This is a genomic window from Streptomyces sp. R818 (genome assembly GCF_056172735.1).
The window spans coordinates 19,867-44,815 of the sequence record NZ_JAOCNE010000013.1 but is presented as its reverse complement, the minus strand read 5'-3'; the positions used below and the strand labels follow the sequence as shown (position 1 = coordinate 44,815).

Below are 24,949 nucleotides of genomic sequence, written 5' to 3'. Positions count from 1 at the left end.
CGGGCGCCGGGCGGCCCGTCGGCGGAGGTCAGCCCTCGGGCCCGTCGGCCCCTTCGAGGCCGTCGTCCGCCTCGCCCTCGGCCTGGGACGGCGTGGAGCGCGGCACCTCCGGGTGCTCCTCCCGCTGCGTGGACGGGCCGTCGCCGGCCCGGGAGTCGTCGTCGGAGTCGCCCTCGGCCTGGGACGGAGTGGTGTCGCTCATGGCTCTGCTCCTCGGTGGGGGATATCGCGGGACAGCGGGGCCCGCGGCGTGCCGGGTTCCCCGCTGACCTCAGGAAACACCCTTTCGGCACGGTCGGCAGCGGCGAGCGCGCCGGGCGGGGGCGGAGGGCCGGGACTGACGCGATCGGCCCTTGTGGCGGGTGCGGGCAGTGGTGACACTTGATCCGGTTCGACGGGGCGACTGGGCGGGCGGGGGACGAGCGGCGGTGGACGACCTGACGCGGGGCGGCGGAACGCACGAGGTGGTGGGCGGGCCGGGCGGGGTACGGACGGTGCGGGAGTTCGTGGCGCTGATGCGCCACCGCAAGGACGCCTCCGGCCTCACCTACCGCCAATTGGAGCTGCGCGCCGCGAAGAACGGCGACGTCCTGGCCCGCTCCACCCTCGCGGGCGCCCTCTCCCGCGAAGCGCTCCCGAAGGCGGATCTGCTCACCGCCTTCGTCCGGGCCTGCGGGGTCGGCGAGGAGGAGGTCGCGGAGTGGGAGGCGGCCCGCGAGCGGCTGGCGGCGGGCGGTGACCTCGAGGGCGACGCGGACCCCGCGCACACCCCGGACGGCATCGACGCCGCCGAAGCCGGTGGGGCGGCCGACGCCGCCGGACCGGGCCCCGGAACCGACGGCCCGCGCGGCGCCGGCGCCGGCGGACAGCTGCGGCGTGGCGGGAAACGGCTGGTGCGGGCGCGCCGCCGCGTCCTGCTCCTCGTCGGCGGCGTCGTGGTGTGCGCCGCGCTGCTGATCGTGGCGTTGCAGGCCCTCGACGACGGCGGCGGCGCGCAGGGCGGGGCCGACGTGCCCGCCGGAGCGGTGACCGTACGGCCGGTGGAGGGACCCGACCTCTGCATCAGCGACGGCAAGGACCGCGAGGGCCGCTACGACAGCCTCGTCGCCGTGTTCCGGGCGTGTGCGACGGCCTCCCCGCCCGTCACCGAACTGCGCGCGACGGACGACGGCCGCCACCGCATCCACTGGTACCACCCCGAGCACGGCCCCGGCTGCCTCGTGGTCCGGAAGGAAGGCCCGCCCAAGGGGTTCCTCGAACCGTTCAGCGAGTGCCGCCAGGGCACCCCCCTGCGGGTGGAACGCGTACGGGACACCACCTCCACCTACGTACTCAAAGTCACCGACGCGCAGTGCGTGACGGCCGGAGCGCGGGACGAGCGGCCCGTCGACGGTGTGGAGGCGGTGGTGCGGCCCTGCGACGGTTCGACGGGCCAGCGTTTCGTGATCCGCCGAACCACCGCGGGCACGGCCACCCCGGCCGCCGGCTGAGCCCTCCCCTTGCGCGGCGCGGCCGCGAGGGTCCCCCGAGCTTCCCCTCGCGGCCGGCGCCGGACAAGAAACTGCCAGGTGGGACCCTGTCCGGCAAGGGTCAGGGCTGTCCGGGACAGGATCGCGCTGTCCCGGACAGAGCGCCGACTACAGCCCGTTGACCTTGCCGCTCGCCGACACCTCGTAGACCAGCGTCACGGTGCGCCGGCCGCCGGGCGGCAGGGAGACGTCCCAGCGGGCGATGCCCTCGGCGTCGAGCGCGTCGGGGGCGGGCGAGCAGGCTTCCTCGCGCAGCCGCACCACGACGTCCGCGACCTCGGAGACCGGGATCCGCTCACGGAGCGTGATGGTGCGGTCCTCGGTGTCGTCCGGCCCGGAGAACCGCGACACGTGCAGCCGGACCGTGCGGGTGACGACGGTCCGGTGGGTCAGGCCCGTGGTGTCGCGGGCCTCCTCGGTCTCCCGGAGCACCCGGTGGCTGTCGGAGCTGCCGAACGCCAGCTCGGCGGTGGCGCCCGGTGCGGTGAAGTCCAGGGCGGAGCGGCCGGTGAAGCCGCTGTCGCGGACCAGTTCCACGGGCCCGGCGAGCAGCGCGTGCCCGCTCGCGTTCGGGAACCGCACCACCTGCGTGACCAGCGGCGAGAGTTCGGGCGCGCACACGTACTCGCTGTGCGCCGCGCTGGTGGCCTCCGTCAGCGGCACGCGGTGCGCGCGTCCGTCGCTCGGCACGGAGGCCGGCGCGGGGGCGCGCAGGACGCGGACCTCGCCGCCGTCGTCCACGCCCGGCAGCCCGGGGACGGGTGCCGGGCCCACATCGGTGATCTCCTCCTCGCGCACCTCGATGTCGACGGTCCGGCGTTCGACGGCGGACCGGTCCCGCAGCGTGAGCCGGTCCTCGACGAGCCGTGGCGGCGCGGTCGCCAGGCCGGACCGGGCCGTCGACAGCGTCAGACGGACCCCCGACCAGTCCTCGCCGGTGCGCTGCCACACCATCGCGTCGGTCCGCAGGGCCAGCCGGCCCGCGTCGAGCGTGGCGCGGTAGGCGGGGCGCCACAGCGCGCACGGGGTGAGGTGGCTCAGCCGCAGCTCGGCCTCGCCCGCTGCCGCCGCCCGCACGGTCAGCTCCACGTGCGCGGTCAGCTCCGGCGGCTCCTCCTCGGCGGCCTGCAACGCGCCCAGGGCGGTGCCCAGTTCCGTACCGAGCGCCCGCAACCGCGCCTCCACGGTGCCGAGCTCGTCCTCGTGACTGTCGCGCTCGGCGTACGCGCGCTCCAACTCGCGGGTCCAGCGCTCCGGTTCGCTCTCGCCGTACCCCGCGCCCTCGCCGAACTCGCGCAGCAGGTCGGCGGCGAGCCGCGCCAGGAGGTCGAGGCGGGCCCGCAGCCGGTCGCGGCGCTGCCGCAGCGCCCGCTCCTCCTCCTTGAGGGCGTACGTGTGCCGGCGCAGCGCGGAGTCCTCGTCGCCGGGCGGCTCGGGCGAGCGCGGCGTCCAGGCCCGGACCAGGCGGACGTCCAGGACCGTGGCGTCGGCGGCGTTGGTGGCGCCGCCGGTCAGGGCGGCGTGCAGGCTGCGGTCGACGGCGAGCGCGCCGACCGGTCCCAGGAGCAGCCGCTGGACGCCGGGGCGCAGCGCGAGGGCGGCCGTGCGCTCGACGTGGGCGCGGTCCTCCAGGCAGGTCACGGCGGTGACGGGCAGCGGGATCAGGGCGGTGGCCGGGGTCCCGGCCTCGGCCCCGGTCTCGGGGGACGTGGTCATGGGTTCAGCTCCTCCGGTTGCCGCCGACGAGGGCCTTGGCGGCCGGGATGCGGATCTCGTGGCCGCCGTCGAGCACGGCGGTGCCGCCCGCGGGGACGTCCACCCGCCACAGACGCGTGCCGGGCACGGGCCGTTCGGGCCCCTCGCCGCCGTCCGGCGGGGCCGTCCATCCGCCCCGTTCCTCGATGCGGATGTCGCCCTCGGCGGCGGTGGGCACGCGCTCGCGGACCTCGACGGTGACCGTGCGGGGCAGCCGGTTGGCCAGCTCCACGTGGACGCGGTGGTCGAGCACGGTCGTGGTGTTGCGCAGCCCCGCGGTCGATTCACGCAGCTCCGTGCGGCGGCTGACCCGGACCGCCTCGGCCGGGCCGAGCCCGATGCGTCCCGTGCCGCCCGGGGCGATGGTCGGCAGGGCCGTGGCGGGCAGCTGGTCGCCGTCGGAGGTGAGGTCGAGCGGGCCCGCGAGCAGGGCCCGGTCGGTGGCGTTGGTGAGCACCAGCGTCGCGTACACGGTCTCCTCGACGGACGGCACGCACACGTACTCGGTGCGCAGGCCGACGGGCAGTTCGGTGACGGTGACGGTGTGCCAGGCGCCGTCGGAGGGGATGTCGGCGGGGCCCTCGGCGTCGTAGCGGTAGGTGAAGGAGCCGGCCGACTCGCGGGGCCGCACGGCGTCTCCCGGCAGCGGCAGGAACTGCACGGCCTCGGCGCGTCCCCGCACCTCCGTGGCCGTACGGTCAGGGGCCGCCCCCGGCGTGAGCAGCCCGCGCCGCCCGTCGGGCGCGTCGGCGCCGGACAGGACGAGGTCCCCGTAGTCGAGCTCGGCGGCGCTGGGGCGCGGCGGCCCGAACCGGGGCGGAGCCGGGGGAGCCGGGGTCGGAGCGGCGCCGGACGCCATCGGGGCGTCGGCGAACGCCGGGGCGCCCGCGGCCATCGGCGCGCGGGCCGCCCTCGCCTTGCCGACCGAACGCGGCCGGGCGGCCCCGGGCGCGACGGGTGCGGGCGGAGGCGGGGGCGCGCCGTACACCGGAGCGTCCTCGGCGGCACCGGCTGCCATCGGGGCGCCGTAGCCCTGCGGGGGCGCGAGGTCGGCCGAGGACTCCTCCGCGGCATCGGCGTGGAGCACGGCGCCGCCGACCGCCCGCGGGACCGGCCTCGGCCCCGCCCCGTCGTACCCGGTGAAGAGGTCGGCGAGACCCGCCGGGGGTTCGCGCCAGCCGGACGGCGCGGGTGCGGGCTGGCGGCGGCCGATGCGGGTCGAGCGGAGCTTCGGGACCCCGGTGGGGCGGAGCAGGTCGGCGGTGGACAGGCCGATGCGGACGCCGGTCCAGTCCTCGCCGGTGTGCTGGGCGACCGAGGCGCGGAGCACCAGGCGCCCGGCACCCCCTTCCTGACGGTGTGTCAGCCGGTAGGACGGCACCCAGACGGCGCCCGGCACGCGGTACTCGACCTCGACCGTCACCTCGTCGCGCGCGGCGCCCTCCAGGGTCAGCACGGCCGAGACCGAGGTCCGGACCGAGTCCGACGCCGCACCCGTGGGCGCGCGGCGCAGCCGTTCGGTGGCCAGGTCCACCTCGTGCGTCACGCGGCGCAGTTCCTCGTCCCGCTCGTCGAGCACGGCGTGGAGCGCGGTGAGCCGCTCGTCCACGAACTCCGCGAGGCCGAGCCACGCGTCGACGGGGGTACGGCGGTGCGGGTCGTCGCGCCTGCGGGGCGGCTGCACCGGCCGCACCGCCGCGACCTCCTCGATCCGCCGCACCTGCCGGTCCCGCCGCGCCTCGGCCGCCCGCCGCGCCTCGCTCAGCCGCTCCACCTCGCGGCGCAGCTCCTCGTGCGCGTCGGGCGCGGCGGGTGCGGCCTCGACGGCGACCCGGGCCTCGGCGACCCGTACGCCCGGCGCGTCCACGACCGAGGCCCGCAGTGACCCCGGGTCGAGCGAGAGCGGCAGGCCGCCGATCCGTACCCGGCCGTCGGCCGCCGTGACGGTGCCCCGGGCGCGCCGCACGCACACGGCGCCCCGCGCGTGCACCACCACCGCCGTGAGCACCGAGTCCCAGGGCGCCGCCGCCCCCTTGTCCGTCTGTGTGTCCGTCATCGCGTGTCCCCCGTACACCGTCGTCACCGACCCGAAACGCCGGTCGAAGACTACGCCGTGATCATGGAGCGGGCAGGGCGGGGAACCGGCGCCGGGGTGCTCGGGCGAACCGCCGTGGTGACCGGCGTCTTCGTGCACATCGACGCGGGGCGGGGCCGCCACTCAGAAAGCGACAGAATCTGACGTCGATATTGTCTCGGTTGTGTTCCCTTCCTAGGGTGGGCGCGGTTCCGCAACCGCTCCCGGCCGGAAGGGCACAGCCATGCCGCACCCGTCCCGCATGTACGTAAGCCGCCGACGTCTCCTCGAAGCGGGGGCGGCCGTGCTAGGCGCGGCAGCACTGCCCCAAGTGCTGCCTGTCGGGCAGGCGTTCGGCGCTGGAGGAGAGGTCAAGGCGGGCGGCGACGAGTGGAACGGGCACATCGACGTCTTCCGCCTCGGCACCGAGCCCGCCCACACCACCCTCATGCCGTACGAGAGCGTGCGGCAGGCGCTCGCGGCGGACCGCACGAGATCCCCGTACCGCCAGAGCCTCGACGGGGACTGGAAGTTCCGTCACGTGGAGCGGCCCGCCGACAAGCTCGACGAGTTCCACCGCCCCGACCTCGACGACTCCGGCTGGGAGACGATCCCCGTCCCGTCCGCCTGGCAGATGCACGGGTACGACACCCCGATCTACGTCAACATCACCTACCCGTGGTGGGGCGCCAACGGGCTCGGCGAGGACGCCCAGCCGCCCGCCGCGCCGACCCGGTACAACCCGGTGGGCCAGTACCGGCGCACGTTCACCGTGCCGGGGGGCTGGCGCGGGCGACGGACCTTCCTGCACTTCGAGGGCGTCAAGGCGGCGCACTACGTGTGGGTCAACGGGCAGCTCGCCGGATACCACGAGGACTCGTACACACCCGCCGAGTACGACATCACGCCGCACCTGAAGGACGGCACCAACCACGTCGCCGTCGAGGTCTACCGCTACTCGGACGGCGACTGGCTGCAGGACCAGGACATGATCCGGCTCAGCGGCATCTTCCGCTCCGTGTACCTGTACTCGACGCCCACGGTGCACCTGCGCGACTTCAAGATCGAGACGCCGCTCGGCGACGGGTACAGGTCGGCCGAGCTGTCGGTCACGGCCCACGTACGCGACTACGCGGGCGACGCCGACGGGGCCGCGTACACGGTCGAGACCCAGCTCTACGACGCCGGCGGGCACGCCGTCTGGGCCCGGCCGCTCACCGGTTCCGCCGCCCTGACCTCGGCGGAGGTGACCGTGAAGGGCGCGAAGTCCGTCCCCTCACCGCGCCTGTGGTCCGCCGAGAACCCCTACCTCTACACCGCCGTCCTGCGCCTGCGCGATCCGCGCGGAAAGGTCGTCGAGACGCTGTCGCACCGCGTCGGCCTGCGCGAGTTCGCGCTGAAGGACGGCCTCATGCGGATCAACGGGCAGCCCGTCTCGCTGCGCGGCACCAACCGCCACGAGATGCACCCGGACCGCGGCTCCGCCCTGAGCCGCGCCGACATGGTCCGCGACATCCGGATCATCAAGCGGCTGAACATCAACTCCGTGCGCACCTCGCACTACCCCAACAACCCGCTGTGGCTCGAACTCGCCGACGCGTACGGCCTCTACCTCGTCGGCGAGACCAACCTGGAGACCCACGGCATCAACAGCTCCTACCCGGGCGACCGCGCCGACTGGACCACCGTGTGCGTCGACCGCGCGCGGAATATGGTGCACCGCGACAAGAACCATGCCTCCGCCGTTATCTGGTCGCTCGGCAACGAGGCGGGCGGCGGCTCCGCCTTCAAGGCCATGCACGACTGGATCCACGGCTACGACCCGACCCGCGTCATCCACTACGAGGGCGACGACCGGCCGGGCGTCAGCGACATCCGCTCCAAGATGTACGAGTCGCCGAGCCGCGTGGAGGCCCGCGCGAAGGACACCTCCGACACCCGCCCGTACGTGATGGTCGAGTACGCCCACTCGATGGGGAACTCGACCGGCAACTTCAAGGAGTACTGGGACGTCGTACGCCGCTACGACGTCCTCCAGGGCGGCTGGATCTGGGACTTCGTCGACCAGGCGCTGAACTGGCCGACCCCGGCGCGTACCCTGTTCACCGAGGAGGGACCCGCGCGCCTCAAGGGCCAGATCGTCAACCCGTCGGGCTCGTTCAGTCGGGACAAGGGCGTCTCAGGCGCGACCGTCTTCGCCCGCGACGACCGCCTCGACCTGCGCGGCTCGCTGACCCTCGAAGCGTGGACTACCCCGCACGTGCGCGGCTACGACCAGCCGATCCTCGCCAAGGGCGACACCCACTACGCCCTCAAGCAGTCCGGGAAGACCCTGGAGTTCTTCCTCTACGCCGACGGCCAGTGGATCGCGGCGTCCTGGCAGACACCCGACGACGGCTGGACGGGCGCCGAGCACCACGTCGCGGGCGTCTTCGACGCGGACCGGGGCACACTTACCCTGTATGTGGACGGGGCGGTCAAGGCGACGAGGACCACCACCCGCAAGCCGTCCGGCTCCACGGCGCCTCTCTCCCTCGCGGGTGAGGTCGAGAACCCCACGCGGGAACTGAGCGGCACGGTCCGCCGGGCCCGCGTGTACGCCCGCGCGCTGAGCGCCGCCGAACTCGCCGACGACGGGCGCACCCCGGACGGCGAAGGCGTGCGCTTCTGGTTCGACGCCCGCACCGTCGGCCACGAGACGGAGAAGGCGCGGGACAAGACGTTCCCCGCGTACGGCGGCGACTGGGGCGACAACCCCAACGACGGCGCCTTCAGCGGCGACGGCATCGTCCTGCCCGACCGCCGCCACACCGGAAAGGCCGCCGAGGTCAAACGGATCTATCAGACGATCGGAGCGACCCTGAAGGAAGGCGGCGCGGCCGGCGAGGTCACCCTCCACAACGAGAACCTGTTCACCAACCTCCGCGCCTGGCACGGAAGCTGGGAGCTGGCCTGCGACGGGCAGGTGGTCCGGCGCGGCACACTCACCCGCGCCCAGCTCGACGTGGACCCGCTGAGCAGCAAGGACATCACGATCCCGGTACGGCTGCCGGACGATCCGGCGCCCGGCGCCGAGTACTTCCTCCAGCTCTCCTTCACCACCAAGGAGCGCACCCCGTGGGCGGAGGAGGGCTTCGAGGTGGCCCGCGTACAACTGCCGCTCGACGCGGGCAGCCCCGAGGTCACCCCCGTACCGCTGGCCGACGTGCCGAAGCTGGCGTACGAGGACGGGGCCGGGCAGGTCACCGTCACCGGCCGCGGAGGACTCGAGGTCGTCATCGACAAGTCGACCGGACTCCTCACGACGTTCGCGGCGGGCGGCACGAAGCTGCTGCTCACCGGCGCGGTCCCGAACTTCTGGCGCGCGCCGACGGACAACGACCAGGGCAACGGCCAGCACACCCGCAACCAGACCTGGCGGGACGCGGGCGCCCGGCGCGAGGTCCGGGAGGTGACGGTGCGCCCGCTCGACGGCGGACGCGCGGTCGCCGTCACCGTCGAGGGCACCCTGCCGACCACGACGGAGTCGGCGTACAGCACGACCTACACCGTCTTCGGCAACGGCGAGATCAAGGTCGACAACACTTTGCACCCGGGTGCCGCGAACCTCCCCTACCTGCCCGAGGTCGGCACGATCCTGCACCTGCCCGCGGCCTTCGAGCGCCTCGACTACTACGGCCGCGGCCCGGAGGAGAACCACTGGGACCGCAAGGACGGCACCGACGTGGGCCGCTGGTCCTCCACCGTGCGCGACCAGTGGACCCCGTACATCCGGCCCCAGGAGAACGGCAACAAGACGGACGTGCGCTGGGCGGCGCTCACCGACCGGCGCGGCCACGGCCTCCTCGTGTGGGGCGACGGCCTCCTGGAGGTCAACGCCTCCCACTTCACCCCGGAGGACCTGTCGGTCGGCGTCCGCCACGACTACCAGCTCACCCCGCGCGAGGAGGTGATCCTGCGCGTCAACCATCGGCAGATGGGGGTCGGAGGCGACAACAGCTGGGGTGCGCACACCCATGACGCGTACAAGCTGTTCGCGGACCGGGACTACGCGTACACGTACCGGCTGCGGCCGATCACGGACGTGGGGGAGGCGGGGCGGCTTGCGCGGCGGCCCACCGGGACGCGGTGACCGGGGTGTGGGGGAGACTCGGGGTACGTCGCAGCCGTACGGCGTACCCGCCACCCCCTGGAGTTGACGCATGCCCTTCGACATAGCCGCGATCCGCGCCAAGATCCCCGCGCTCGCCTCCGGCTCCGCCCGGTTCGACGCGCCGGGCGGCACCCAGCCGCCGCAGCCCGTCATCGACGCCGTCGTCGCCGCGCTGACCGGGCCCACGGCGAACCGGGGCAGCACCACGGAGGGCGAGCACAACGCGGAGCGCATCGTGGCCGGGGCGCGCGCCGCCCTCGGCGACCTGCTCGGCACCGCGCCCGGCACCGTGGTGTTCGGGCGCAGCGCCACGCAGCTCACCTACGACCTGGCGCGGACGCTCGCCAAGACCTGGGAGCCGGGCGACGAGGTCGTGGTCACCCGGCTCGACCACGACTCCAACATCCGGCCCTGGGTGCAGGCCGCCGAGGCGGCCGGCGCGGTCGTGAAGTGGGCGGGCTTCGACCCGGCGACGAGCGAGCTGCGCCCCGAGCACATCGAGGCGCAGGTGTCCGCACGGACCCGGCTCGTCGCCGTCACCGCCGCGTCGAACCTCACCGGGTCGCGCCCCGACCTGCCCGCGATCGCCGCCCTCGCGCACGGCACGGGCGCCCTGTTCCACGTCGACGCCGTGGGCTACGCCTCGCACGCCCTCGTGGACCTGACGGCGATGGGCGCCGACACGCTCGTCTGCTCGCCGTACAAGTTCCTCGGCCCGCACCTGGGCGTGCTGACCGGCCGCGCCGACCTCCTGGAGTCCCTGCGCCCCGACAAGCTGCTCCCGTCCAGCGACCAGGTGCCCGAACGCTTCGAACTGGGGACGCTGCCCTACGAGTTGCTGGCCGGGGCGCACGCCGCGGTGGACTTCCTCGCGGGCCTCGACCCGGACGCGCGGGGCAGCCGCCGCGCACGGCTGACCGCCTCGTTCGCCGCGCTCGCAGAGCACGAGCACGCGCTCTCCAAGCGCCTCGCGGACGGCCTCGCGGAGCTGGCCGGCATCACCGTGCACGGCCGCCCCGCCGCCCCGACCCCGATCGTCCTGTTCACGGTGGCGGGCCACCGCCCGGCCGAGGTCGCCCGCCACCTCGCCGCCCACGGCGTCGACGCCCCGGCCGGTTCCTTCTACGCCGTGCACGCGTCGGAGGACCTCGGCCTCGGCACCGAGGGCGGCGTACGCGTCGGGTTCGCCCCTACACCAGCGAGGAGGACGTGGACCGCCTCCTCGCGGCGCTGCGGCTGCTCGGCTGACGGCGTCGGCCCGGCGGGCCGACGCGTCACGATCGCGTCAGGGGTGCGGCGGCGCACGTCAGCATCGCGTCAGGAGGGCTCCGGGCACCGGGGAGGGCGGGCATAGCGTCCTCGGCGAGGGCCCGGCCGCACGTCCCGCGGCCGGGCCCCGGCACCGCCGCACCACCCCGGATCCCGTAGGAGGCATCCCATGGCACCACTCCCGTGCGACAAAGGCGACAAGGGCGACAAGGAAGGCGAGGGCGGCGAGGAACCGGAACCCCTCGAACGCGTCCCGGCCGGGCTGTTGTACGTCCCTGTCCGGCCGGGCCCCTTCGGGCACGCCGCCCGCCTGTTCCGCGACCCGCTCGGCGGCCGCACGGCGGTCGGCTTCACCTCCGAGCGGGCGCTCGCCGCGACGCTCGGCCCCGGCCAGCCGTGGATCCGGCTCGCCGCACCCGCCCTGCGCGCCATGACCGGGCCGCTCGGCGTGGCCACCATCACCGTCGACCCCCAGCTCACCGCCCCGGCCCCGGCGGCCATCCGCACCCCGGCGCTGACGTACCTGACCTGCCGTGCAAGGCCGGTGGCGCGATGACGACCGTGCGCGAAACGCCGCTCGCGGCAGACGGCCTGGCGGTGTGGCCCGAGTCGGCCGCCGAGCACCGGCCCGGCGAGGTGACCGTCGGCGGGGTGGCCCTCGCCGAGATCGCGGGCCGGTACGGCACCCCCGCCTACGTCCTCGACGAGGGCGAGGTCCGCCGCCGCTGCCGCGCCTACCGGGACGCCTTCCCGGAGGCGGAGATCCACTACGCCGCCAAGGCGTTCCTGTGCCGGGCCATGGCGCACTGGGCGGCGGAGGAGGGGCTCGGCCTGGACGTCTGCTCCGCCGGAGAACTGGAACTGGCCGTCGCCGCCGGTTTCCCCGCAGGGCGCATCGTCCTGCACGGCAATGTGAAAACGCCGCACGACCTGCATACGGCGCTGGAGCACGGCGTCGGCCGCGTCGTCATCGACAGCCCCTCCGAGATCGCCCGCATCGCGGCGGCCGTCGGCCCGGACAGCCGGCAGAAGGTGATGGTGCGGGTGGTGCCCGGCGTCAGCGCGGGCGGCCACGAGAAGATCCGTACCGGCACCGAGGACCAGAAGTTCGGCCTCTCCCTCTCCGACGGCTACGCGCAGCACGCCATCGCCCGCGTCCTCGGCCAGCCCCGGCTCGACCTGACGGGCCTCCACTGCCACCTCGGCTCGCAGATCACGGACGTCAAGCCGTACGTGAGCGCCGTGCGCCGCATGGTGGGTCTGATGGCCCGGCTGCGCGACCAACACGGAGTATCTCTGCGGGAGTTGGACCTGGGCGGGGGCCACGGCGTGGCCTACCGCCCCGGTGAGCCCGCCATGGATCTCGCCCGGCTGGCGCGCACCGTCCGCGCCGAACTGAAGGCGGCGTGCGGCGCGGCGGGGCTTCCCGTGCCGCGCCTGATCATCGAGCCGGGCCGGGCCATCGCCGGACCCGCCGGGATCGCGCTGTACCGCGTCGTGGCCATCAAGCACACCGGCGACCGCACCTTCGTCGCCGTCGACGGCGGCATGAGCGACAACCCCAGGCCCGCGCTGTACGGGGTGCGCTACGCGCCCCGCCTGATCGGCCGGAACACGAGAGGGGCGGGCCTGGCCCCGGTCACGGTCGTCGGCCGGCACTGCGAGGCAGGGGACGTGGTCGCCGCGGACGTCGAACTGCCCGCCGACGTCCGGGCGGGCGATCTGCTGGCCGTCCCTGTGGCGGGCGCCTACCACCTGTCGATGGCCTCCGGCTACAACATGGTCGGCCGCCCGCCGGTGGTGGCCGTGCGCGACGGCGACGCCCGCCTCCTCGTCCGCCGCGAGTCACCGGCGGACCTCCGCAGCCGCGACGTGGGCCTGTAGCCCGCGCCGCGGCCGTGCCGAGGCTCAGCCCGTGGCGCAGGAGACGGACGGCCAGGTGGTGTTGCCGTTGTGCTGGATGGTGACGCCGAAGGTGTTGCCGTTGCCGTTGGGTTTCGCGGTCAGGGTCTGTGCGTTGGGGTAGCTGGCGGCGATGTTCCAGGTGGAGAGGATCTTGGCGGGGGAGGGGACGTTCATGGTGACGGTCCAGTTGTTCGATCCGGTGACGGCGACGTTGAGGTTGTAGCGGTCGTTCCAGGACTGTCCTGCGGAGAGGGTGGCCGTGCAGGAGCCGCCCCCGCCGCCTCCGCCTCCGTCCGATCCGCCGTCGGGGGCGACGGCGCGGCCGGTGCTCGGCGAGATCATTCCGGCGCACAGGCCGCGGGCGGCCAGGCCCTGCGCGATGCGCGGGATCGCGGCGAGCGTGTTGGCGGGCCAGTCGTGCATCAGGATGACCTGGCCGTTGGTGAGCCGGCCCGCCGCCGCGACGATCGCGTCGGTACTGGCGTTGTTCCAGTCCTGCGAGTCGACGTCCCAGATGATCTCCTTCAGGCCGTACTTGGCCTCGACCGCCCGCACCGTCGCGTTGGTCTCGCCGTACGGCGGCCGGAACAGCTTCGGCGTACCGCCGCCCGCGTTCGCGATGGCCTGCTGGGTGCGGGAGATCTCCGAGTCGATCTGCGCCTGCCCGAGCGTGGTCAGGTGCGGGTGCGTGTAGCTGTGGTTGGCGACCCACATCCCGGCGCTGACCTGCGCCCGCACCTGGGCCGGGTTGGCGGCGGCGTACTGGCCCTCGTTGAACATGGTGGCCCGCAGCCCGTTCTGCTTCAGCGCGTTGAGCAGGGCCGGGGTGGTGCCGGACGGGCCGTCGTCGAAGGTGAGGCCGACATACCCGGTGCAGGCGGCGGCGGCCTGCGCGGGCGCGGCAGGGTGGACGGTGAGCGTGGCGGCGGCGGCCATGGCGACGACCGCCGATCTCGCGAGCAGGGAACGTGCACGCGTGGGGATGCGCACGGGGGTCCGTACGGAGATGTGCATGGGGGGTGCTCCTTCGCCATCGAGGGGACGGGGGTCAGCTCGCGGTGCAGGAGACGGAGGGCCAGGTCGTGTTGCCGTTGTGCTGGATGGTGACGCCGAAATTGTTGCCGCTGCCGTTGGGTTTCGCGGTCAGGGTCTGTGCGTTGGGGTAGCTGGCGGCGATGTTCCAGGTGGAGAGGATCTTGGCGGGGGAGGGGACGTTCATGGTGACGATCCAGTTGCTGGACCCGGAGACGGCGACGTTGAGGTTGTAGCGGTCGCTCCAGGACTGCCCGGCGGAGAGGGTGGCGCTGCACGCGCCGCCCCCGCCCCCGCCTCCGCCACCACCCGAACCGGTGCCGCCCAGGGTGATGTTGGAATTGCCGCTGCTCTGGTAGCCCTCGGTCGCCATGATCATGTAGTAGTTGAAGCTGCCGAGCGGCATCCCCGCGCGGGCCCACGCGTCGAAGTGGTTGCCGGTGGTGATGGTGCCGCCCGTCCGCTTCGACTGCCGGACGCTCCAGTACTGGTCGAAGGTCTTGGTGCCCTCGACGGACGGCGCGTTGTACCGCGTCGTCTTGTAGATGTCGTAGGTGCCGCCGTCGCTCGTGACGGTTCCCTTGTACGTGCCCGTGGGCCGGTACGTGCCCCAGTTGTCGACGATGTAGTACTCGACGAGCGGGTTCGACGTCCAGCCGTACAGCGCCAGATAGGCGTTGCCGGACGGGTTGAACGTCCCCGAGTACGTCACGCTCCTGCGCCCGCCGTTGGCCCAGCCCTTGCCGGCGACGAAGTTCCCGGTGTTGCTCCAGGAGGTGCTGTAACCGCCGCCGGAGCCCAGGTTCATGGAGACCGTGCCGGGGGCGTCGGTCCAGAACGAGTAGTAGTAGCCGTTGTTCGTGCCGGTCTGGTTCGTGGTGACGGTCGTGTCGGCGTGCGCGGTGCCGGGCAGGGCCAGCGCGGCGACGGCGACCAGCAGCGCGGCACAGACAGCGCTGATCAGCAGCCTGAACCGGTGTAGGGGGGTGTCGTGCATGAGCGTGCCTCCTCGTCCAACTCGTGCTCTCGCTCGTGACGGCGACAGCTTTGATCTGGCCCTGCCAACTGTCAAGAGTTTCGGTAAACATTGCGAAACACAGAATGAGCGGTTCAGCCGGTACTCGTACGGCTTCTGACGCGAGCCGATCGACCCCGTTGTGCGGGCCTGCGGCGTTACGGTCGCGCGAAAGTTTCGGCGAAGTTTCGCTTGGTTTCGATGTGTCCTCGGCGGGAGCTCGTCTCGCCCATACGGATCACCCGACGCGCCCCGCGCCGCCCCCGCCGCTGAAATGGACGCGTGCCCACTCCGCCGCCGGACGACTGCCTCGCCCGCAACGACTGGATCTGCGGCGCGTATCTGAGCACGCGCAGGCACATCCTGTTCGACGCCGTCGTGCAGCATCTGCAGATCACCCTCGCCGCCGTGGCGATCGCGCTCGTCATCGCCGTGCCGCTGGCCGTCGTCGCGCGCCGGTGGGGATGGGCGGCCGGGCCCGTGCTCGCGCTGACCACCGTGCTCTACACGATCCCGTCCCTCGCCATGTTCTCGCTGCTGCTGCCCGCCTACGGGCTCTCCGCCACGCTCGTCGCCGCCGGGCTCGTGCTGTACTCGCTGACCCTGCTCGTGCGGAACATCCTCGCCGGGCTGCGCGCCGTGCCCGAGGAGACCCGGCAGGCCGCGCGCGGCATGGGGTACGGGCCGGTCCGGCTGCTGCTCGCCGTCGAGCTGCCCCTCGCGCTGCCCGCCGCCATGGCGGGGCTGCGCATCGCGACCGTGTCCGCCGTGTCCCTGGTGACGATCGGCGCCATCGTCGGCCACGGCGGGCTCGGCAACCTGATCTACGCGGGGATGAACACGTACTTCAAGGCGCAGGTGCTGACCGCCTCCGTGCTGTGCGTGGTCATCGCCGTCGTCGCCGATCTGGTGCTGCTCGGCGTGGGGCGCCTCCTCACCCCCTGGACGAGAGCGAGCCGCGCGTGAAGACCCTCACCGACGCCTGGAACTGGCTCGCCGACTCCGCGCACTGGTCCGGCGACGACGGCATCTGGCACCGGCTGGCCCAGCACCTCGTCCTCACCCTCGTCTGTCTCGTCATCAGCTGTCTGATCGCCCTGCCCGTCGCTCTCGTGCTCGGGCACCTCGGCAAGGGCGGCGCGCTCGCCGTCAACATCTCCAACGTGGGGCGGGCCGTGCCCACCTTCGCCGTCCTCGTCCTGCTGCTCCTCACACCGCTCGGGCAGTACGGCGAGGGACCGACCGTCGTCGCGCTCGTCCTGTTCGCCGTGCCGCCCCTGCTCACCAACGCGTACGTGGGGATGCGCGGCGTCGACCGGGAAGTCGTCCGCGCGGCGCGCGGGATGGGCATGACCGGGCGGCAGATGCTGCTGCGGGTGGAGGCGCCGCTCGCGCTGCCGATGATCTTCAACGGGGTGCGGATCGCCGCCGTGCAGCTCGTCGCGACCGCCACCATCGCCGCGCTCGCGGGCGGCGGCGGGCTCGGCCGGATCATCACCGCCGGGTTCAACCTCGCCAGCACCCCGCAGGTCGTCGCGGGCGCCGTGCTCGTCGCCGTCTTCGCGCTGCTCGTCGAGGGGCTCTTCGAGATCGCCGAGCGGTGCGCGCCGTCCTGGGCGCGGGGAAGGGCCGCCGGGTGAGCGCGCGGAGCCGCCTTCGCGCGGCGCTCCTCGGGGCCGGGCTCCTGCTCGCCGGGTGTGCCACCGGGCCGTCCCTGGAGAACCAGGGCGAGGTGACCGCGCCGCCCGGCGACAGCAAGCACCTCGTCATCGGGTCCGCCGGGTTCACCGAGAGCGACCTGCTCGCGAACATCTACGCGCTGTTGCTGGAGAACGCCGGGTACGGCACCGAGATCCTGTCCGTCGCCAACCGTGAGCTGTACGAACCCGCCCTGGAGTCCGGGCAGATCGACGTCGTCCCGGAGTACGCCGCCACCTTCGCCGACTGGCTGGGCGCCAAGACCCACGGCGCCGACGCCGACCCCGTCGGCTCACCCGACCTCGACGCCACCGTCAAGGCGCTGCGCACCCTCGCCCGGCCGCGCGGCCTCGTCGTCCTCGACCCGGGCAGGGCAGTCGACCAGAACGCCTTCGCCGTCGCCCGGTCCTACGCCGCCGAGCACCGGCTGAAGACCCTCAGCGACCTCGGCGCCTCCGGTCTGAAGGTGCGGCTCGCCGCCGGGGACGAATGCGTGCAACGCCCGTACTGCGAACCGGGGTTGAAGAAGGTCTACGGGATCGACGTCACCGGCGTCGACCCGAAGGGCGTCGGCACCACCCAGTCCAAGAAGGCCGTGCAGAACGGGCAGGACCAGATGGTGCTCACCACGACCACCGACGCCACGCTCGCCGACTTCGGGCTCGTCCTGCTCGCCGACGACAAGAAGCTCCAGAACGCCGACTACATCGTGCCCGTCGTGAACCGGTCGCAGGCGGGCAGCGAGAAGGTCGCCGAGGCGCTGGGCGCGCTCGGCCCCGTCCTCACCACCGCGGATCTGGCCGCCATGAACCAGCAGGTCGACAGCTGGCGGCGGCTCCCCGAGGACGTCGCGCGCACCTATCTGCGCGACAAGGGGCTTCTGAAGTAGGCCGGTACGGGAGGGTGTGCCGCGGCCGAAGGGCGGGAAGGTGGAGCGCCTCCGGCGGACCCACCGAACAGGATCAGCCATGGACTCAGCTGCCCCGACCGCCCCGGCGTCCGCCACGGCTCCGGCCCGCTCGGCCGTCGTCGTCGGCGCGGGCGTGCTCGGCGCGAGCGTCGGCTACCACCTCGCCCGCCAGGGCGTCAGGGTCGTCGTCCTGGAGGCGGCCCCGCGCCCCGCGTCCGGCACCTCCGGCGCCACGTTCTCCGCGGACGTCACCCACGTGAAGACCCCGTACGCCTACTACCGGCTCAACCGGCAGGGCGCCGACGAGCACCGCCTGCTCTCCGGGACGCTGGGCGGACCGGCCTGGCGCCACCCCGTGCCCCTCGTCCAGTGGGCCGACGGCGACACGGCCCACCGGGCGCTGCGCGAACGCGTCCTGCGCGCCCGGGGCTGGGGCCACGACTGCCGCCTCGCCCCGCCGTCCGTGCTGCGCGACCTCGCGCCCGCCGTCGACCCCGCCGTCTGCGCCGCCGACGAGGTCGCGGTATACGGCTCCGCCGCCTGGTTCGACGCGCCGCGCTTCGTGCACGCCCTGCTCGACGCGGCCGTGCGGCACGGTGCCGAGACGCACTGCGGAGTCGCCGTCACCGGCCTGACGCGGACCGGCGACGGGCGGATCACCGGCGTCACGGCCGGGGCCCGCGCCTGGAGCGCCGACACCGTCGTGAACTGCGCGGGCCCGGCGGCCGACCGGATCGCCGCCCTCGCCGGGCAGCGGCTGCCCATGCGGCAGGTGCCAGGACTGCTCGCCGAGAGCGCGCCCTTGCCAGGACCGGCACTCACCGCGATGGTCGTCACCCCGGACGTCGACCTGCGGCCCACACCGGAGGGCGGCGTCCTGGCCCTGTCCTGGGAGATCGACGCACATCTCGATCCCGCCGCCGCCCTCGACGGCCTGCCCCGTGAACTGCACCGCCGTGCGAGTACCATCCTGCCCGGACTGGCCCGTGCCCGGATCGACGACGTCAGGGTCGGTGTGCGGCCCATTCCCTTCGACGGGCTGCCGCTGGTGGGCGCGGTCGGGGCGGCGCCCGGGCTCTACCACCTCGTCTCGCACAGCGCGGTCACGTTGGCCCCGGTCCTGGGCCGGCTCGCCGCGCACGAGATCGTCACCGGGCGGCCCGTCGCCGCACTGGCCCCGTACCGCCCCGACCGGCCCCTCGACGACTCCGTACAGGACGAGAACCTGCGCGCGATGAACGGCCGGCGGGAGCGTCAGGGGCAGCGGCAGCGTCAGGGGCGACGGCCGCAAGGAGCCCGTTAGGCGTCGGCGACCGAGTCGAACTCGACCTCGTCCCGCCCCACGCCCTGCGCATCCGCGTCGACCGAGCGGCGCAGCGCCTCGTGCAGTTTCGCCGGGGTGAGGACGCCGAGGAAGCGGGCGCCGTCGAGGACCGCGACCCAGCCCGCGTCGTGCTGGAGCATCACCCCGAACGCCTGCTTGAGCGGCGCGCCGACGGGGACCCAGGCGTTCATCCGGTGCGCGAGATCGCCGACCCGCCCGTCGGGACCGGCGAGGGCCGCCTCGTCGACGCCGATCCAGCCGTGCAGATCACCGCTCCCGTCCAGGACCACCGCCCAGCGCGCCGCCTCCGCACGCATCCGGGCCGCGGCCCGCCCGGCGCCGTCGTCGAGCCGCACGACCGTCGGCTGCTCCAGGTCGTCCGGCTCGATCGCGGTCACCGACAGCCGCTTCAGGCCACGGTCCGCGCCGACGAACTCGGCGACGTACGGCGTCGCGGGCGTGCCGAGGACCGCGCCCGGCGTGTCGAACTGCTCGATGCGGCCCTGCCCGTACACCGCGATCCGGTCGCCGAGCCGGACCGCCTCCTCGATGTCGTGGGTGACGAGCAGCACCGTCTTGCGCACAGCCGCCTGCATTCGCAGGAACTCGTCCTGCAACTGCTCGCGCACCACCGGGTCGACCGCGCCGAACGGCTCGTCCATCAGCAGCACGGGCGGATCCGCGGCCAGCGCCCGCGCCACGCCGACCCGCTGGCGCTGCCCGCCCGAGAGCTGCTCCGGGTAGCGGGCCCCGAACGTCTTCGGGTCCAGGCCCACCAGATCGAGCAGCTCGGCGGCGCGGGCCCGCGCCTTCGCCTTCTTCCAGCCGATCAGCGCGGGCACGGTCGCCGTGTTGTCGAGCACCGTGCGGTGCGGGAAGAGGCCGACCTGCTGGATGACGTAACCGATCCGGCGGCGCAGCTTCACCGGGTCGAGGGTGGCGATGTCCTCGCCGTCGACGTGGATGCGGCCCGACGTCGGCTCGATGAGCCGGTTGACCATCATCATCGTCGTGGTCTTGCCGCAGCCGGACGGGCCGACGAGCGTGACCAGTTCGCCCTCGGCGACCTCGAAGGAGAGGCCGTCCACCGCCGTCGTGCCGTCCGCGTACCGCTTGGTGACCTGATCGAACCGGATCATGGAATCACGCTAACCGCGCCCGTCACTCCCCGCTCACCAGGATCACCTCCAGGGTGCGCGGACCGTGCACCCCCTCGACCCGGTCGAGTTCGATGTCGCTGGTCGCGGACGGGCCCGAGATCCAGGTCAGCGGACGCGCCGGGTCGAGCCGTTCGAGGGCCTGCGGGACGGCCGAGACGACCTGACCGGGCACGCGCACCACGCAGATGTGATGGTCGGGCACGAGGGTGATGCGGCGGCGGCCCTGGTCGGGCGAGCCGTCCAGGACGAGCGTGCCGGTCTCGGCGACGGCGACGGCGCAGGCGGTGACGACGCTGTCGACCTCGTCGAGTTCGGCGGGGGTGTGCGCGGCGTCGTCGGTCACCCGGACGGCGTCGGTGTCCGCCAGCCAGTCGCCGGGGAGCCCGGCAGGCGTCACCACGGAGCGTGTGCCGTGCGCGGCGAGCAGCCGGGCCACGGTGGCGGCCAGCTCCCCGGCGGAGCACCGGTGCACGAGCGCCCGGTAGTCCGCCAGGTTCTCGGCGAGCAGCTCGACCGTCTCCGCGACACTCCGGTCGCCGTGCTCCCGCAGATAGTCCCGGTCGATGTCCGTGGCGTACGTGGTCGGGGCCCCGCCTTGCCCGCCGTCGTCGAGCGCGCGTCGCACCCGGCCCAGGATCACGTCCCTGCTGCTCACTTCGCGTCGTCCTTTCCGCCGTGCGTCCGCTGCCACCAGTCGCGGAACGGTTCCGCGGGCACCTTCGGCAGATCCCGGGCCGCCGTCCACGCGCGGCCGGGGCCCGGCACCGTACGCGGGTGGAAGCGGCGGGTGCGCGAGGCGAGGCGCTGGCCGGTGCCGAGCGCCGCCGGGTGGGTGAACGCCCAGCGGGCGGCGCGCATCGCGGCGCGCTCCGCCGCGTGCCCCTTGGCCGGTTTCAGCGTCACTTTCGCGCCGCGCCGGACCGCCTCACCGCCCTGCACGACCCGTTCCCGCAGGTGCACGAGGACCTCGGGGATGTCGATGGCGACCGGGGGGCACACCTCGTAGCAGGCGCCGCAGAGCGAGGAGGCGTACGGGAGGGAGGCGTCGATCTCGCTCTGCGTGCCCCGGAGTTGCGGGCTGAGGATGGCGCCGATCGGGCCCGGGTAGACCGAGCCGTAGGCGTGGCCGCCGGCCCGCTCGTACACCGGGCAGACGTTCAGGCAGGCCGAGCAGCGGATGCAGCGCAGCGCCTGGCGGCCCACCTCGTCGGCGAGGGTGTCGGTGCGGCCGTTGTCGAGCAGGACCAGGTGGAAGGTGCGCGGCCCGTCGGAGTTGGTGGTGCCGGTCCAGGTCGAGGTGTACGGGTTCATGCGCTCGGCGGTGGAGGAGCGCGGCAGCGTCTGGAGGAAGACCTCCAGGTCCCGCCAGCTCGGCACGATCTTCTCGATGCCCACGACCGAGATCAGCGTCTCGGGCAGCGTCAGGCACATGCGGCCGTTGCCCTCGGACTCGACGACGACGAGGGTGCCGGTCTCGGCGACCATGAAGTTCGCGCCGGAGACACCGACCTTGGCGCGCAGGAACTTCTCGCGCAGGTGGAGACGGGCGGCCTCGGCGAGCTCGGCGGGCGTGTCGGTGAGCCCTTCCGGTGCCGGGCGGCCCCACGCGCCCATCTCCTTCTCGAAGATGGTGCGGATCTCGCCCCGGTTGCGGTGGATGGCGGGGACGAGGATGTGCGAGGGGCGGTCCTTGCCGAGCTGCACGATGAGTTCGGCGAGGTCGGTCTCGTACGCGGCGATCCCGGCGGCTTCCAGGGCTTCGTTGAGGCCGATCTCCTGCGTGGCCATCGACTTGACCTTGACGACCTCCGACTCGCCCGTCTCCTTGACGAGCCGGGTCACGATCCGGTTGGCCTCGTCGGCGTCGGCGGCCCAGTGCACGGTGCCGCCCGCCGCCGTCACCGACTTCTCCAGCTGGAGGAGGTAGTGGTCGAGGTGGCGGAGCGTGTGGTCCTTGATCTGCTTGCCCGCCTCGCGCAGCCGCGCCCAGTCGTCCAGCTCGGCGACGGCGCGGGCGCGCTTGTCGCGGATGGTGTGGGTGGCGTGGGTCAGGTTGGCGCGCAGGGTGGTGTTCCGTACGGCGTCGTGCGCGGCCTTCGGGAAGGAGGGGAAGGCGGGCATGCCGAGATAGGTGCCGCTCGTGCCGCTCATACCAGGGGCTCCTCTTCCGTGCTCGCCAGGATCTCCGCGATGTGGACCGGCCGCAGCTCCGTGCGCAGGCGGCTCATCGTGCCGCCGATGTGCATCAGGCAGGAGTTGTCGGCGGCGCAGAGCACGTCCGCGCCCGTCGACTCGGCGTTGCGCACCTTGTCGGCGCCCATCGCCGCCGAGACGTCCGCGTTCTTCACGGCGAACGTGCCGCCGAAACCGCAGCACTCCTGCGCGCCCGGCAGTTCGACAAGTTCCAGGCCCTTGACGGCGCGGAGGAGCCGGGCGGGGCGGTCGCCGAGGCCGAGGGAGCGCAGGCCGTGGCAGGTGGGGTGGTAGGTCACCTTGTGCGGGTAGTACGCGCCGACGTCCGTCACCTTCAACACGTCGACCAGGAACTCCGTCAGCTCGTACGTCTTCGGGACCACCGGCGCGAGGGTCGTGGCGAGACCGCCGCCGCGGCCCTCCGCGCGGGCCCGTTCACCCATGCGCGGGTACAGCTCGCGCACCATCGCCGCGCACGAACCGGACGGCGTGACGACCGCGTCGTACGCGCCCGAGGCGAGACCCGGGCCGAAGACATCGGAGTAGTGGCGGGCCAGCGGTTCGGCCTCGTGACGGTAGCCGGTGTTGTAGTGGGCCTGCCCGCAACATGTCTGGGCCGCCGGGAAGTCCACCTCCACACCCAGTCTGGTCAGGAGTTTCACCACGGCACGGCCCGTGTCGGGGTAGAGCGTGTCGTTGACACAGGTCAGGAAGAGCGCGACACGCATCGTGGCCCCTTCGGTTCGGTGCGGTTGGGTCGGGTCTGGCTGAGGTTCTGCAGGGGGCGGTCATCGGACGGGTGCAGCGTACGTCGTGTGCCGTACCCGGTCACGAGGCGGCGACACGGGCCTCCGCCGCCGCCCACTGGGCGGCCGAGCCGCGCGGTGTGTAGCGCGTCAGCGGCTGCGTGGCGGCGACCAGCTCGCGCGCCGCCGCCCGGTCGCCGAGGGTGCCGTCGGCGCGGGCCTGGACGAGGACGTTGCCGAGCGCCGCCGCCTCCGCCGGGCCCGCCACCACCGGCAGGCCGCAGGCGTCCGCGGTGAGCTGGCACAGCAGCGCGTTGCGGGCGCCGCCGCCGACGATGTGCACGACGTCCACCGGACGGTCGGCGAGCCGCGCCGCCTGCGCGATCGCCCTGCGGTGGGCGAGGGCGAGCGAGTCGAGGATGCAGCGGGTGGTCTCGGCGGGGGTACGGGGTTCGGGCTGGTCCGTGGCGCGGCAGGCGGCGGCGATACGGGACGGCATGGCGCCGGGGGCCAGGAACGTCGGGTCGCCGGCGTCGATGACCGAGCGCAGGGCGGGTGCCCGCGCGGCCCCGTCGAGGAGGCCCGCCAGGTCCGGGTCGCCCCAGGCGCGCTGGCACTCCTGGAGCAGCCACAGACCCATGATGTTGCGGAGGTAGCGGACCGTGCCGTCGATGCCCAGCTCGTTGGTGAAGTTCGCCGCGCGGCTCTCCTCGGTCAGGACGGGGGCGTCCAGTTCCAGGCCCGCCAGGGACCAGGTGCCGGTGCAGATGTAGGCGAAGTGCGTGCCCTCGGTCGCCGGTACGGCCGCTACGGCCGACGCGGTGTCGTGGGACGCGACGGTAGTCACCGGGACGGGGCCGGTCAGGCCCGTTGCGTCGAGGACGTGGGGGAGCAGGTTGCCGGCCGGGTCGCCCGGGTGGCGCAGCGGGGGGAAGAGCGTCAGGTCCGTGCCGGTGCGCCTGGCTATGTCGTGCGCCCAGTCGCGGGTGCGCGGGTCGATGAGCTGGGTGGTGGAGGCGTTGGTCAGCTCGGTGCCGCGTTCTCCTGTGAGCCAGTGGGTGAGGAGGTCGGGGATCAGCAACAGGGTGCGGGCTGCGGCGAGTTGGGGGGTGTCCCGGGCGGCTGCGAGCTGGTAGAGGGTGTTGAAGGGGGCGTACTGGAGGCCCGTCGCCGCGTAGAGCTCCGCTGGGGGTACGTGGGTCCGGAGCTGCTCCGCGATGTGGTCCGTGCGGGGGTCCCTGTAGTGGTACGGGTTGCCGAGGAGGGCGCCGGTCGCGTCCAGGAGGCCGTAGTCGACGGCCCAGCTGTCTATGCCCAGGGAGCGGACCTGGCCCGTCTTGCGGAGGCCGTCAAGGATGCCTGTGTAGAGGCCGAGGATGTTCCAGTGGAGGGACGGGCCTGTGCGGACGGGGGTGTTCGGGAAACGGTGCGCTTCGTTCAGGGTGAGGGTGTCGCGGGCGACCTGGGCTGTGATGACTCGGCCGCTCGATGCGCCCAGGTCTATTGCGGCGTAGGGGGTGGTGGGCATGGGGTCGTCGCCTTCGCGCCGTTGCGGGTGAGGGATCGTTCGCGGGTGCGGGTGTGCTGTGGTTGCTCGCGCAGTTCCCCGCGCCCCTGAGCGCCGTGGTGTGTGGCGGTCGGGGGGCGGGTTCAGGTGCGTCGTGGCTGGGCGCGCCGTTCCTCCGGCGGTTGAGGAGAGGGGCCGGGGCGGAGGTCCGGGGCCGGGCGCCGTTGGCGGTCGCTGTTTCGCCTGCGCGTGCGGCGCCGTCGTGGCTGGTCGCGCAGTTCCCCGCGCCCCTGACGGGGCGTCCGGTGCCCCGGGCTCACCTCAGGAACGCCGCTGCCACCCCCGCGTCCACCGGGACGTGCAGGCCCGTCGTGTGGGTCAGGTCGCCGCCTGTCAGGGCGAAGACCGCGTTGGCCACGTGTTCCGGGAGGACCTCGCGCTTGAGGAGGGTGCGCTGGGCGTAGAACTCGCCGAGCTTCTCCTCCTCGATGCCGTACGTCGCCGCACGCTGCGCGCCCCAGCCGCCCGCGAAGATGCCGGAGCCGCGCACGACCCCGTCGGGGTTGACACCGTTCACGCGAATGCCGTCCCCGCCCAACTCCGCAGCCAGCAGGCGTACTTGGTGCGCCTGGTCCGCCTTCGTCGCCGAGTAGGCCACATTGTTCGGGCCCGCGAACAC

General features: G+C 73.6%; 19 protein-coding genes and 1 pseudogene. 9 read left to right on the top strand and 11 right to left on the bottom strand.

From position 1 onward, the window contains the following. Window positions 1–28: 28 nt before the first annotated feature. Window positions 29–202: a hypothetical protein gene (locus N5I75_RS29650; protein ID WP_476682441.1), complete on the bottom strand. Its 174-nt coding sequence runs from the start codon at window positions 200–202 to the stop codon at window positions 29–31. Between the two features lie 226 nt (window positions 203–428). Between N5I75_RS29650 and N5I75_RS29645 the strand changes: the two genes are divergently transcribed. Next, window positions 429–1,490 carry an XRE family transcriptional regulator gene (locus N5I75_RS29645; protein ID WP_476682439.1) on the top strand — a complete coding sequence of 354 codons (1,062 nt, stop codon included), beginning with the start codon at window positions 429–431 and terminating at the stop codon, window positions 1,488–1,490. A 147-nt stretch (window positions 1,491–1,637) separates the two neighbouring features. Here the strand turns inward: N5I75_RS29645 and N5I75_RS29640 are convergent, their stop codons facing one another. Beyond that, window positions 1,638–3,245 carry a DUF4139 domain-containing protein gene (locus N5I75_RS29640; protein ID WP_476682437.1) on the bottom strand — a complete coding sequence of 536 codons (1,608 nt, stop codon included), beginning with the start codon at window positions 3,243–3,245 and terminating at the stop codon, window positions 1,638–1,640. Between the two features lie 4 nt (window positions 3,246–3,249). Next, window positions 3,250–5,340, bottom strand: a complete 2,091-nt coding sequence (locus N5I75_RS29635; RefSeq protein WP_476682435.1) for a DUF4139 domain-containing protein — start codon at window positions 5,338–5,340, stop codon at window positions 3,250–3,252. Window positions 5,341–5,602: 262 nt separating this feature from the next. On the opposite strand from N5I75_RS29635, the gene N5I75_RS29630 reads away from it, so the two are divergent. The 4 genes and pseudogenes from N5I75_RS29630 to lysA all read left to right on the top strand — a co-directional run bounded on the left by N5I75_RS29630 (window position 5,603) and on the right by lysA (window position 12,664). After that, window positions 5,603–9,490, top strand: a complete 3,888-nt coding sequence (locus tag N5I75_RS29630) for a glycoside hydrolase family 2 TIM barrel-domain containing protein (protein WP_476682433.1) — start codon at window positions 5,603–5,605, stop codon at window positions 9,488–9,490. A gap of 70 nt (window positions 9,491–9,560) precedes the next feature. Further along, window positions 9,561–10,759: pseudogene (locus N5I75_RS29625) on the top strand (cysteine desulfurase-like protein). A gap of 190 nt (window positions 10,760–10,949) precedes the next feature. Next, window positions 10,950–11,336, top strand: a complete 387-nt coding sequence (locus N5I75_RS29620) for an SAV_915 family protein (RefSeq protein WP_476682431.1) — start codon at window positions 10,950–10,952, stop codon at window positions 11,334–11,336. Next, window positions 11,333–12,664 (top strand): diaminopimelate decarboxylase, encoded by a 1,332-nt coding sequence (gene lysA, locus N5I75_RS29615; RefSeq protein ID WP_476682429.1) that lies wholly within the window; start codon window positions 11,333–11,335, stop codon window positions 12,662–12,664. The genes N5I75_RS29620 and lysA overlap by 4 nt, the downstream gene beginning before the upstream one ends. A 24-nt stretch (window positions 12,665–12,688) precedes the next feature. Here the strand turns inward: lysA and N5I75_RS29610 are convergent, their stop codons facing one another. Continuing rightward, complete coding sequence (locus tag N5I75_RS29610) at window positions 12,689–13,699, bottom strand: polysaccharide deacetylase family protein (protein ID WP_476682427.1); 1,011 nt, start codon at window positions 13,697–13,699, stop codon at window positions 12,689–12,691. Between the two features lie 34 nt (window positions 13,700–13,733). After that, complete coding sequence (locus N5I75_RS29605; protein ID WP_476682425.1) at window positions 13,734–14,714, bottom strand: glycoside hydrolase family 11 protein; 981 nt, start codon at window positions 14,712–14,714, stop codon at window positions 13,734–13,736. A 300-nt stretch (window positions 14,715–15,014) separates the two neighbouring features. Between N5I75_RS29605 and N5I75_RS29600 the strand changes: the two genes are divergently transcribed. The 4 genes from N5I75_RS29600 (at window position 15,015) to N5I75_RS29585 (ending at window position 18,643) form a co-directional block, all read left to right on the top strand. Then, entirely contained in the window at window positions 15,015–15,698 is a 684-nt protein-coding gene (locus tag N5I75_RS29600; protein ID WP_476682423.1) for an ABC transporter permease, read from the top strand. After that, entirely contained in the window at window positions 15,695–16,372 is a 678-nt protein-coding gene (locus N5I75_RS29595; RefSeq protein WP_476682421.1) for an ABC transporter permease, read from the top strand. The genes N5I75_RS29600 and N5I75_RS29595 overlap by 4 nt, the downstream gene beginning before the upstream one ends. Then, a complete protein-coding gene (locus N5I75_RS29590; RefSeq protein ID WP_476682419.1) occupies window positions 16,369–17,319 on the top strand; it encodes an ABC transporter substrate-binding protein in 951 nt (316 codons plus the stop codon). The genes N5I75_RS29595 and N5I75_RS29590 overlap by 4 nt, the downstream gene beginning before the upstream one ends. A 79-nt stretch (window positions 17,320–17,398) precedes the next feature. Next, window positions 17,399–18,643 (top strand): NAD(P)/FAD-dependent oxidoreductase, encoded by a 1,245-nt coding sequence (locus N5I75_RS29585; protein ID WP_476682417.1) that lies wholly within the window; start codon window positions 17,399–17,401, stop codon window positions 18,641–18,643. Here N5I75_RS29585 and N5I75_RS29580 read toward each other — a convergent pair. The 6 genes from N5I75_RS29580 to N5I75_RS29555 all read right to left on the bottom strand — a co-directional run. Next, on the bottom strand, window positions 18,640–19,803 hold the full coding sequence (locus tag N5I75_RS29580) for an ABC transporter ATP-binding protein (protein ID WP_476682415.1): 1,164 nt from the start codon (window positions 19,801–19,803) through the stop codon (window positions 18,640–18,642). The genes N5I75_RS29585 and N5I75_RS29580 overlap by 4 nt on opposite strands. A gap of 22 nt (window positions 19,804–19,825) precedes the next feature. After that, window positions 19,826–20,479, bottom strand: coding sequence for a LutC/YkgG family protein (locus N5I75_RS29575; protein WP_476682413.1), 654 nt, complete (start codon window positions 20,477–20,479; stop codon window positions 19,826–19,828). Continuing rightward, complete coding sequence (locus N5I75_RS29570) at window positions 20,476–21,975, bottom strand: lactate utilization protein B (protein ID WP_476682411.1); 1,500 nt, start codon at window positions 21,973–21,975, stop codon at window positions 20,476–20,478. Before N5I75_RS29570 ends, N5I75_RS29575 begins: the two co-directional genes overlap by 4 nt. Continuing rightward, window positions 21,972–22,745, bottom strand: coding sequence for a (Fe-S)-binding protein (locus N5I75_RS29565; protein WP_476682409.1), 774 nt, complete (start codon window positions 22,743–22,745; stop codon window positions 21,972–21,974). Before N5I75_RS29565 ends, N5I75_RS29570 begins: the two co-directional genes overlap by 4 nt. Window positions 22,746–22,845: 100 nt before the next feature. Continuing rightward, on the bottom strand, window positions 22,846–24,291 hold the full coding sequence (locus N5I75_RS29560; protein ID WP_476682407.1) for a rhamnulokinase: 1,446 nt from the start codon (window positions 24,289–24,291) through the stop codon (window positions 22,846–22,848). Window positions 24,292–24,586: 295 nt separating this feature from the next. Further along, the coding region (locus N5I75_RS29555; protein ID WP_476682405.1) for an SDR family oxidoreductase at window positions 24,587–24,949 on the bottom strand (363 nt) is incomplete at its 5' end.